The sequence below is a fragment of the Kitasatospora sp. NPDC101447 genome, from assembly GCF_044767225.1.
Classification (GTDB): Bacteria; Actinomycetota; Actinomycetes; order Streptomycetales; family Streptomycetaceae; genus Kitasatospora.
Genome location: NZ_JBIWNL010000061.1, coordinates 21993 through 31691 on the forward strand (window position 1 = coordinate 21993; position 9699 = coordinate 31691).

The following is a 9699-nucleotide window of genomic DNA, read 5'->3' on the forward strand; positions in this document are numbered from 1 at the left end:
TCAGCGGCGACGCCCCCGGGCCGGCCGCCCGCCCTTGCCGGGCCCGGACCGGGGCTTCGCCGCCGGGAGCGCCGCCGCTGGCACCGCGGTGTCGGGCCAGTGGGCCGGGCGGGTGAGGCCGGCCGGGAGGCGGGTGGCGGCGTCGCCGCGGGCGGCGTGGAGCTGGCTCTGGGTGAGGAAGAGCGCCGTGCTGAGGTCGGCGCCGGCCAGGTCGGTGTCGCGCAGGTCCGCGCCGATCAGATCGGCCAGGCGCAGGTCCGCGCCGGAGAGGTCGGCGGCCACCAGCAGGGCCCCGCGCAGGTTCGCACCCCGCAGGTCGGCGCCGCGCAGCCGGGCGCCGAAGAGGTCGCCGCCGCGGTGCTCCCGGCGGTTCGGGACACCGGCGCGGACGAGTTCGCCGGCGCGCAGCAGGAGTTCGCTGACGCGCTGCCGGTGGGCCGGGACGTCGAGGGCGAGGATCTCCTCGGGGGTGCCGCCGGCCAGCCGGTCGGTCTCCTCCAGGGCCTGCCGCAGCTCGGGGTGGACGGCGCGGGCGGGCTCGAAGGTGAGCGCCTCGGTCAGGTACCGGAGGAGTTCGTGCAGCTGCCGGACGACCGGGAAGACCTCGAACATCGGCCCGGCGCTGTCCGGCTCCTCGCGCCAGCTGCGCCCGCCGAAGGTCACCTGGGAGACCCGCTGCCCGGCGCCGAAGCAGTCGTAGACGGTGCAGCCCTGGAAGCCGCTGTCGCGCAGGCGCGCGTGGATGCCGCAGCTGAAGTCGGCCTGCAGGTTGCGGCAGGGGCTCCCGGCGGCCTTGTTCACGGCGAAGTCGGAACCGGCGGCGAACGGCAGCGCGACGCAGCAGAGCCCGAAGCAGCTGCTGCAGTCGGACCGGAGCGGGGTCGGCTCGGCCGCCGTGGGGTCCTGCGGCGACTCGGTCTCGCGCACGTTCCGGGGTCCTTCCAGCCGGGCGCCGGTGCGGCGCCGTGAACCCCGAAATCCTACTGGGCAGACCACCCCCATCGCCGGTAAGGTGTGAAAAGCGCCAGAGACTGTTACATACAACGAGGTGGGCATCATGCAGGAGCCGGGCACCAGGGAACTGGTCCGGATGTGGATCTCGGGCTGGGTCGTGTCGCGCGGCGCCGCCGAGCCGGTCGACCAGCCCTGGGGCTGGAGCATCGACGTCGGCTCACCGACCGGGGAGGTGGGCCGGCACGTGCTGCCCGAGCCGACCGAGGTCGAGGTCCGCAAGATCGCCGAGGCCACCACCGCACCGACCACCTGGCTGAAGCTGTTCGCCGAGGACGCCACGGTGCTCCCCTGGCTTGGCCCGCAGTGGCGGCAGGACCAGCCGGGCTTCCTGATGAGCGTCCCGCTCGCCCCCGAGCGGCCGGCGGCCCCGGCCGGCCACACCGTCACTACCTGGGAGCGCGGCGGCGTCATCCGGACGATGGTGCGCACCGAGGACGGGCACCTGGCCGCGCGCGGCCAGGCCGGCCTGGCCGGACCGGTCGCCGTGCCCGACCAGATCACCACCGCGCCCGGATTCCGCCGCCGGGGCCTGGGCGCCCTGGTGATGCGCACGCTGCAGTCCGCCGCGTACGAGCGGGGCGCGCGCACCGGCGTGCTGGTCGGCACTCCGGACGGACAGGCGCTCTACACCGCGCTCGGCTGGACCACCCACTCCCCCATGGCGAGCCTGGTCCTGGACCCGACCGACCCGCAGGCCCAGGACTCGTAGGGGTCCGGCTCGCAGGGATCCGGCTCGCAGGGGTCCGCTCGCAGGGGTCACGGCTCCCTGGAGTCAGGACTCGTGCGAGTCAGGACTCCTGGGAGTACGGCAGGAGTTCGGCCCGCTTCGGCGGGCGCCCGTCGCCGGAGGAGCGGCCGGTGAGGCGGCGGCCGACCCACGGGCCGAGGTGGGTGCGCAGCCAGCGGGCGTCGGCGCGCAGGCGCTCGGTGCGGCCGGGCGGGGCGGCGACGGGCAGCGGGGCGCGCCAGTCGAAGGCGGCCGGGCGGCCGAGCGCCTCCAACACGCCCTCGGCGACCCGCCGGTGCCCCTCGGGCGAGAGGTGCAGCCGGTCCTCGGCCCACAGCCGGCGGTCGTCGAAGCAGGGCGCGGAGAAGAGGTCGACCACCGCGAATCCGTCCTGGCGGCCGAGCTCCTGCACGAAGGCCTTCATCCGCAGGATGGTGGGCAGCAGCCGGGCGCTGCCCACCATCCTGCGGGTGGGGTCGGTGCTGGTGAACATGACCACGGTGGCGCCGCCGGCCCGCAGCTCGCGGGCGCAGTCGCCGAGCAGTTGCTCGACCCTCTCGATGTCGCAGCCGGGGCGCAGCACGTCGTTGAGACCGCCGGCCAGGGTGACCAGGTCGGCGTCCATGGCGGCGGCGGGGGCGAGCTGCTCGTCGTGGATCTGCCCGATGAGCTTGCCGCGGACGGCGAGGTTGGCGTACCGGAAGTCCCCGTCGGCGCGCTCCGCCGCCAGCGCCGAGGCGACCCGGTCGGCCCAGCCGCGGTAGTGGCCGTCGGGCAGCAGGTCGTCGCACATGCCCTCGGTGAAGGAGTCGCCGAGGGCGACGTAGCCGGCGTAGCTGCGATGGGTGGTGGGCACGGGCGGGGGCCTCCGCTCTCCTGGGACGGCTTCGCGGTCCGACGATCGTACGTGCGCGTCGGTGCGGCTCCGCAGCCAGGCCCCTGACCTCGGCGCTCATCGGGCGTCGACCGTTCGTTTATCGGCCCGCACCATCCTGGGCACACGGGGCGGCGGCCGGCGACGGGGGCCTTGCCGCTGCCCCCGTTCACCCGCCACGGGGCCACCGCGCCATCGCGCCACCGCCCTGCCGAGCCATCGCGCCGCCGCGCTGCCGCGCTGCCGGGCCGCCGGGCCGCCGGGCCACCGGCCCGTCAGAGCGCGACGGCCGCCTCGTCCCCCGCCTTGCGGGGCGTGAACCAGTGCTCGCGCACGGCGTCGGTGGGCCGCTGCTCGCCGAGCGCGGCCAGGCCCCACTTCCCCAGCGCCTCGATGACCGGTCGCAGTTCGCGCCCGCGCTCGGTGAGCTCGTAGACCGTCGCGTTGGCCGGCCGTTCCAGTCGCCGCCGCGCGACCAGGCCCTCGCCCTCCAGCTGCTTGAGCCGGGCGGCCAGGATGTCGGTGGAGACGCCGGGCAGGTCGGCGTGCAGGTCGGTGTAGCGGCGCGGGCCGGCCAGGAGTTCACGGACGATCAGGAGGCTCCAGCGTTCCCCCACCGCGTCCAGGGCGCGGGCGACGGCGCAGTACTGGTCGTAGCTTCGGCGTGACATGTGGATCAGCATAGCCAAGAGGTTGGACTTTCCAAGTGCCAACTTGGTAGAACAAAGCAGAAGCAACGGAGCGGTGGTGACGGTCGGGAGGCCGCAGATGGAGTTTCGGCAGTCCAGCAAGCTGAATGACGTGTGCTACGAGATCCGCGGTCCGGTGGTCGACCAGGCCAACGCCCTGGAGGAGGCCGGGCACACCGTGCTGCGGCTGAACACCGGCAACCCGGCCCCGTTCGGCTTCGAGGCGCCCGAGGAGATCGTCCAGGACATCATCCGCAACCTGCCCAAGGCGCACGGCTACAGCGACTCCCGCGGCATCCTGCCGGCCCGCCGCGCGGTGGTGCAGTACTACCAGCAGCGCGGGGTCCAGGGAGTCGACGTCAACGACGTCTACCTCGGCAACGGCGCCTCCGAGCTGATCCAGATGGCCGTCACCGCACTGGTGGACGACGGCGACGAGGTGCTCGTGCCGATGCCCGACTACCCGCTGTGGACGGCGGTGGTCCGGCTGGCCGGCGGCAAGGCCGTGCACTACCTGTGCGACGAAGAGGCCGAGTGGTACCCGGACCTCGACGACATCGCCGCCAAGATCACCGCCCGCACCAAGGCGATCGTCGTCATCAACCCCAACAACCCCACCGGCGCGGTCTACCCGAAGGAACTGCTGGAGGGCATCCTCGACCTGGCCCGCCGCCACCAGCTGATGGTCCTGGCCGACGAGATCTACGACAAGATCCTCTACGACGGCACCGAGCACCACTGCCTGGCCGCCCTCGCGGACGACGTGCTCACCCTCACCTTCAACGGCCTCTCCAAGTCCTACCGGGTGGCCGGCTTCCGCAGCGGCTGGCTGGTCGTCTCCGGCCCCAAGCAGCACGCCACCGACTACCTGGAGGGCCTCACCATGCTCTCCGGCATGCGGCTGTGCCCCAACGTGCCCGCCCAGTACGCCGTCCAGGCCGCGCTCGGCGGCCACCAGTCCATCAACGACCTGGTGCTGCCCGGCGGCCGGCTCACCGAGCAGCGCGACATCGCGGTCCGGGCGCTCAACGAGATCCCCGGCGTCAGCTGCGTCAAGCCCAAGGGCGCCCTGTACGCCTTCGCCAAGCTGGACCCGGCGGTGCACCGGATCGTCGACGACGAGCAGTTCGTGCTGGACCTGCTGCTGCGCGAGAAGATCCACGTGGTCCAGGGCACCGGCTTCAACTGGCCCCGCCCGGACCACTTCCGCTTCGTCACCCTGCCCCGCGCCGACGACCTGGAGACGGCCGTCAACCGGATCGGGCGCTTCCTGGCGACGTACCGCCAGAGCTGAGCCCCTACCCTCGCACCCATGACCGTCCTGCGCTCGATCGCCCTGTTCGTCCTCGCCGCGCTCGCCGAGATCGGCGGCTGCTGGCTGGTCTGGCAGAGCGTGCGCGAGCAACGGCCGTGGTGGCTGGCCGGGTTGGGCGTGGTGGCGCTCGGCGCCTACGGCTTCGTCGCGGCGCTGCAGCCGGACAGCCAGTTCGGCCGGGTGCTGGCGGCGTACGGCGGGGTGTTCGTGGCCGGCTCGCTGCTCTGGGGCGTGCTCGTCGACGGCTTCCGGCCGACCCGCTACGACGTGGCGGGCGCGCTGATCTGCCTGGCCGGGGTCGCCGTCATCATGTACGGCCCCCGGCGCTGACCCGCCGGACGACCGGCCACCGCGGACGCACCGGTGCCCCGGTGTCGGGCTTCCGACACCGGGGCACCGTCACGACCGCCCGGGACTACCAGCCCCAGCCGCCGCCCTCGCCGTCGTCGTCGCGGCCGGAGTCCCAGCCCTCGCCGACCTTGCGCAGGATGGTGTAGTTGTCGATCTGCGTGCCGTCCTCGGCCAGCGCGGTGACCTTCATGGTCGACTTCTGGCCCAGGTGGGCCGGGGTGACGTCGACCTTGATGAAGGAGTAGCCGGTGTAGCGCACCCGCGACCACTGGATGGTCTCGGGGGTCTTCACCCGGCCCTTGCTCCAGTAGTACGTGGTGACCTCGTCCTGGTGGTTCTCGTGCCCCTCGTAGGTGTCCGGCACGTCGAACTTGTACAGGCTGCGGCCGGCCGCGCCCGCGGTCACGTAGACCACGCCGTCCTTCTCGGGCTCGATGGTGGCGCCGCTCGGCACCTGCTTCGAGACCTTGTTGCCGAGGATGGCGTCGGTGCGCTCGTAGATGTGGTTGTGGCCGTTGATGACCAGGTCCACCCGGAACTTCTCGAACAGCGGCACCCAGGCCTCGCGGACACCGCCCTCGGAGGCGTGCGCGACGGTGGTGGAGAAGGCGCAGTGGTGGAAGAAGACCACGACGAAGTCGATGGTCTCGTCGCTGCGCAGGTCCTTGAGGGTGCGCTCCAGCCACTTGGTCTGCTTGCCCGCCGAGAGGCCCAGGTTGGCCGGGATCTCGTAGGAGACGTCGTTGGCGTCGAGGGAGATCACGCCGACGTTCTTGTAGCGGAAGGTGTAGACGCCCGGGACGGTGCGCGGGTCCGGACCGTTGTTCGGCAGGTAGAAGCGGGTGTTCTCGCCGCCGTAGCCGTTGGGCGAGTACCAGGCCTCGATGTCGTGGTTGCCGTAGGAGACCATCCACGGGATCTCGGCGGCGACCGTCTCGGTCTGGACCAGGAAGTCGTCCCAGGTCTTCGCGTTGTAGACGGACTTGTCCGGGTCGGTGCCGGAGCCGGCCGGGTCGGCGTAGCAGATGTCGCCGGCGTGCAGGTGGAAGGACGGCTTCTGCGCCTTGATGATGTGGTCGTTGCCGGCCGCGTGGGCGCTGACGCCCTGGTCACCGAAGGCGGTGAAGGTGAACGGCTCGTACACCTTGCCCCAGCGGTGGTCGCGGGAGGGCGCGGTGCGGAAGGTGTGCAGGGTGGAGATCTGCTGCTGCGACGCGGGGTCGAAGCCCTCGTGGCCGACGCCGTAGTAGTACGTGGTGTCGGGGTGCAGGTCCTCCAGCGCCACGTGCAGGTAGTACTGGTCCACCGGCTGGCTGCCCGGGGTCAGCGCCGGGGTGTGCAGCGCGCGGACCTCGGCCTGCACCTTGTGGCTGAGCTCCCACGGGGTCTTGCCGAAGCGCAGGAACGGCTTCTTGACCGGCGCCGGGACCTGCCAGGAGATGCGGAACTGGGTGTCCGGCTCGGGGCCGAACTGGAGGTGGCGACCGACCGGCGCGACCAGCGAGCCGTCGATGCCGTCCGTCGTGCCGCCCGTCAGCAGCTGCGGGCCGGCCGGCGCCGCGAAGGCGGTGCCGCTGCCCAGGGCACCGCCGACGGCGACGGCGCCGACGGTCACGGCACCGGCGCGCAGCATCCGGCGGCGGGAGAAGCGGGCCCGCAGGTACTCGTGCTGCTCGGCCATGCTCATGCGGTCGGCAAGCTTGGCCGGCACGCCCATGTTGGGGATATCCATGCGCGGGACTCTGTCAGCGGCGCGTGGATCTGACGCGGACGCCCGGTGAACGGGCCGCAGCGTGTCCCCCATTCGAACACCAATGTTCGACCATGGTTCGGTAAAGGGCGTGTCCGCGTCGATCCGACGCCGGATCATGGCCCCCGCCGACCGGTCCACTTGAGTCCGTGTCGGCGCGGCCTCCCCCGGTGGGAACGGCGTACCGGAGGGGCAGGCGGGTCAGGAGGGCTCGTCCCACTGCGTGGCGGTGCGGTTCCCGGTGCCGTCGCAGGTGCGGCAGATCTCGTCCCGGTAGGCGTGCTTGGCGCCGGTCGCGTCCACCCGGTAGCGCACGTACACCCCGGTGCCGTCGCACAGGAAGCAGTTGCCGCCCCCGCCGCCCACCTCGGTGGTGCCGGTGCCCTGGCAGGTCCGGCAGTTGAGGCCGGCGGTCCGTCCGGTGCCCGCGCAGATGCGGCAGACCGTCGTCATCGTCTTCCTCCCTGGCGCGGAACGGCTCGGTGCCACCGGTCATGCTAGTGGTGCGGACCGCCGGACCACCCCGGGACGACCATATGACGATCGGTCAGGTCAGGCCCGGCGGCGGACACTACTCCGGCAGGCCTTCGCGGACCCGCCGGGAGACCGAGATCAGCTGGAGGTCGAGCAGACCGGGCGGCTCGGCGAGCCCGGGGCCGCCCGCGCGCACCCAGGCGGCTATGTCGTCGATCATCTCGTCCATCAGGACGAAGCCGAGCCAGACCGGCCGCCCGCCCGCGGCCCGGCCCTCGCTGGAGGGCCCGACCACCACCACGTTGGACTGGCTGCACACGTCCAGGCACTTGACGGCACGGACCCGGCCCGCCGCCCCCACCGCCGTCCGCAGCCGCTCGTACTGCCCCGCGTGGTCCACCCCGGGGTGCTTCGCCTCGGTGCCGCAGCAGCAGCCGCGGCAGACGGTGACGGTCACCGGGGAGCCGGCGCCCCGCTTCCGGTCGTGGTCCCGGGCGCCGTCACGGTCACGGTCTCGGCGGCTCATCGGTTCTGGATACCCCTCGTGGTCGGCGGCGCGCTCTGCACCGGCACTGTACCCGCCGGTCAGGGGCCGTCCACCAGGCCTGACGCCCCGTGCCCCGGGGCGGGCCGCCGTCGAACCGCCCACCGCCCGCCGCCCGCCGCCCGCCGGCTATCCGACCGCCTGCGCCGCGGCCCGCCCCGCCGTACGGCCCGAGAACAGGCACCCGCCCAGGAACGTCCCCTCCAGCGAGCGGTAGCCGTGCACGCCCCCGCCGCCGAAGCCCGCCGCCTCGCCCGCCGCGTACAGGCCCGGCAGCACCTCCCCGTCCGGCCGCAGCACCCGGGAGGACAGGTCCGTCTCCAGCCCGCCCAGCGACTTGCGGGTCAGGATGTTGAGCCGCACGGCGATCAGCGGGGCGGCGCCGGGGTCGAGGATGCGGTGCGGGGCGGCGGTGCGCACGAGCTTGTCGCCGAGGTAGCGGCGGGCGCCGTGGATGGCGGTGACCTGGAGGTCCTTGGCGAAGGGGTTGGCCAGCTGGCGGTCGCGGTCCTCGACGGTGCGGCGCAGCGCGTCCGGGTCGATCAGCGGCTCGCGGGTCTTGGCGTTCATGCCGCGGGCGAGGTCGGCGAGGTTGCCCGCGACCACGAAGTCCCGTCCGTGCCGCAGGTGGCCCAGGACCGGGCCGGGGGCGCCGGGCAGGGCGCGGCCGAGCACGCCGCGCACGGACTTCCCGGTCAGGTCCGGGTTCTGCTCGGAGCCGGAGAGGGTGAACTCCTTCTCGATGATGCGCTGGTTGAGCACGAACCAGGTGTACTCGTACCCGGTGGACATGATGTTCTCCAGCGTCCCGAGGGTGTCGAAGCCGGGGAACAGCGGGACGGGCAGCCGCCGGCCGCGCGCGTCCAGCCAGAGCGAGGACGGGCCGGGCAGGATCCGGATGCCGTGCCGGGCCCAGATCGGGTCCCAGTTCTCGATGCCCTCGGTGTAGTGCCACATCCGGTCGCCGTTGATCAGGCTGGCGCCGGCCGCGCCGGCGATGTCCAGCATCAGGCCGTCCACGTGCGCGGGCACGCCGGAGAGCAGCTTGGCGGGCGGGGTGCCGAGCCGGGCCGGCCAGGCCTTGCGGACCAGGTCGTGGTTGCCGCCGATGCCGCCGGAGGTGACGACCACGGCCTGGGCGCGCAGTTCGAACTGCCCGGCGACCGTGCGGGAGCTGGCCTCGCCCCGGCTGGCCGGGCTCGGCTCCAGCACCTCTCCGGTGACGGTGTCGACGGCGCCCGCGGTGGCGGACAGTCCGGTGACGCGGTGCCGGAAGCGCAGGTCCACCAGCCCGCGGGCGGCGGCGTCGCGGACCCGGCGCACGAAGGGCGCCAGCAGTCCGGGGCCGGTGCCCCAGGTGATGTGGAAGCGCGGCACCGAGTTGCCGGGCCCGTCGGCGAGGAATCCGCCGCGCTCGGCCCAGCCGACCACCGGGAAGAACCGCACGCCCATCCCGCGCAGCCAGGAGCGCTTCTCGCCCGCGGCGAAGTCCACGTACGCCTCGGCCCAGCGGCGCGGCCAGGCGTCCTCGGGGCGGTCGAAGCCGGCCGTGCCGAGCCAGTCCTGCCAGGCGAGGGCGTGCGAGTCGCGGATCCGCATCCGGCGCTGCTCGGGCGAGTCGACCAGGAAGAGGCCGCCGAAGGACCAGTGCGCCTGTCCGCCGAGCGAGGCCGCCGGCTCCTGGTCGAGCAGGATCACCTTCCGTCCGGCGTCGGCGAGTTCGGCGGCCGCGGCGAGGCCGGCGAGGCCCGCTCCGATGACGATGACGTCGGCGTCCAGGGCCATGCGCAGTCCTCCGTGGCGGCTCGCGGTGGCGGCGGGCCCGGGGGTGCGCCGTCGCCGTGCGCCCGATACTGCGGCCTGCGGTGACGTCCGGTCAACCGGTTGTCGACCGGCCGGTAACAAGCGCGTGCGTGAATTCCGCTCCACAGCGTTTCGGAAATACCTCCGATACGCGGTGG

At 73.3% G+C, this 9699-nt stretch carries 9 protein-coding genes and 1 pseudogene; 3 read left to right on the forward strand and 7 right to left on the reverse strand.

All coding sequences use genetic code 11. From position 1 onward, the window contains the following. Complete coding sequence (locus ACIRST_RS41085) at positions 1 to 927, reverse strand: pentapeptide repeat-containing protein (protein ID WP_402809607.1); 927 nt, start codon at positions 925 to 927, stop codon at positions 1 to 3. Between the two features lie 130 nt (positions 928 to 1057). Between ACIRST_RS41085 and ACIRST_RS41090 the strand changes: the two genes are divergently transcribed. Beyond that, positions 1058 to 1723: a GNAT family N-acetyltransferase gene (locus ACIRST_RS41090; protein WP_350526441.1), complete on the forward strand. Its 666-nt coding sequence runs from the start codon at positions 1058 to 1060 to the stop codon at positions 1721 to 1723. Positions 1724 to 1802: 79 nt separating this feature from the next. On the opposite strand, the gene ACIRST_RS41095 is transcribed toward ACIRST_RS41090, so the two are convergent. Both ACIRST_RS41095 and ACIRST_RS41100 read right to left on the reverse strand, forming a co-directional pair. Continuing rightward, positions 1803 to 2597, reverse strand: coding sequence for an SGNH/GDSL hydrolase family protein (locus tag ACIRST_RS41095; protein ID WP_402809610.1), 795 nt, complete (start codon positions 2595 to 2597; stop codon positions 1803 to 1805). 335 nt (positions 2598 to 2932) lie between these two features. Then, positions 2933 to 3286: pseudogene (locus ACIRST_RS41100) on the reverse strand (winged helix-turn-helix transcriptional regulator); the annotation flags it as partial. A gap of 97 nt (positions 3287 to 3383) precedes the next feature. On the opposite strand from ACIRST_RS41100, the gene ACIRST_RS41105 reads away from it, so the two are divergent. Further along, the gene (locus tag ACIRST_RS41105) at positions 3384 to 4598 is read left to right on the forward strand and encodes a pyridoxal phosphate-dependent aminotransferase (RefSeq protein WP_402809613.1); all 1215 of its coding nucleotides are present in this window, start codon (positions 3384 to 3386) and stop codon (positions 4596 to 4598) included. Between the two features lie 18 nt (positions 4599 to 4616). Beyond that, the gene (locus ACIRST_RS41110) at positions 4617 to 4949 is read left to right on the forward strand and encodes a YnfA family protein (RefSeq protein ID WP_350526430.1); all 333 of its coding nucleotides are present in this window, start codon (positions 4617 to 4619) and stop codon (positions 4947 to 4949) included. A gap of 85 nt (positions 4950 to 5034) precedes the next feature. On the opposite strand, the gene ACIRST_RS41115 is transcribed toward ACIRST_RS41110, so the two are convergent. The 4 genes from ACIRST_RS41115 to ACIRST_RS41130 form a co-directional block, all read right to left on the reverse strand. Continuing rightward, positions 5035 to 6702 carry a metallophosphoesterase family protein gene (locus ACIRST_RS41115; protein ID WP_350526429.1) on the reverse strand — a complete coding sequence of 556 codons (1668 nt, stop codon included), beginning with the start codon at positions 6700 to 6702 and terminating at the stop codon, positions 5035 to 5037. Between the two features lie 219 nt (positions 6703 to 6921). After that, positions 6922 to 7173, reverse strand: coding sequence for a hypothetical protein (locus ACIRST_RS41120; protein ID WP_350526428.1), 252 nt, complete (start codon positions 7171 to 7173; stop codon positions 6922 to 6924). 118 nt (positions 7174 to 7291) lie between these two features. Beyond that, positions 7292 to 7720: a (2Fe-2S) ferredoxin domain-containing protein gene (locus ACIRST_RS41125; RefSeq protein ID WP_350526427.1), complete on the reverse strand. Its 429-nt coding sequence runs from the start codon at positions 7718 to 7720 to the stop codon at positions 7292 to 7294. 147 nt (positions 7721 to 7867) lie between these two features. Then, positions 7868 to 9523 carry an FAD-binding dehydrogenase gene (locus ACIRST_RS41130; protein ID WP_402809617.1) on the reverse strand — a complete coding sequence of 552 codons (1656 nt, stop codon included), beginning with the start codon at positions 9521 to 9523 and terminating at the stop codon, positions 7868 to 7870. Between the last annotated feature and the right edge of the window lie 176 nt (positions 9524 to 9699).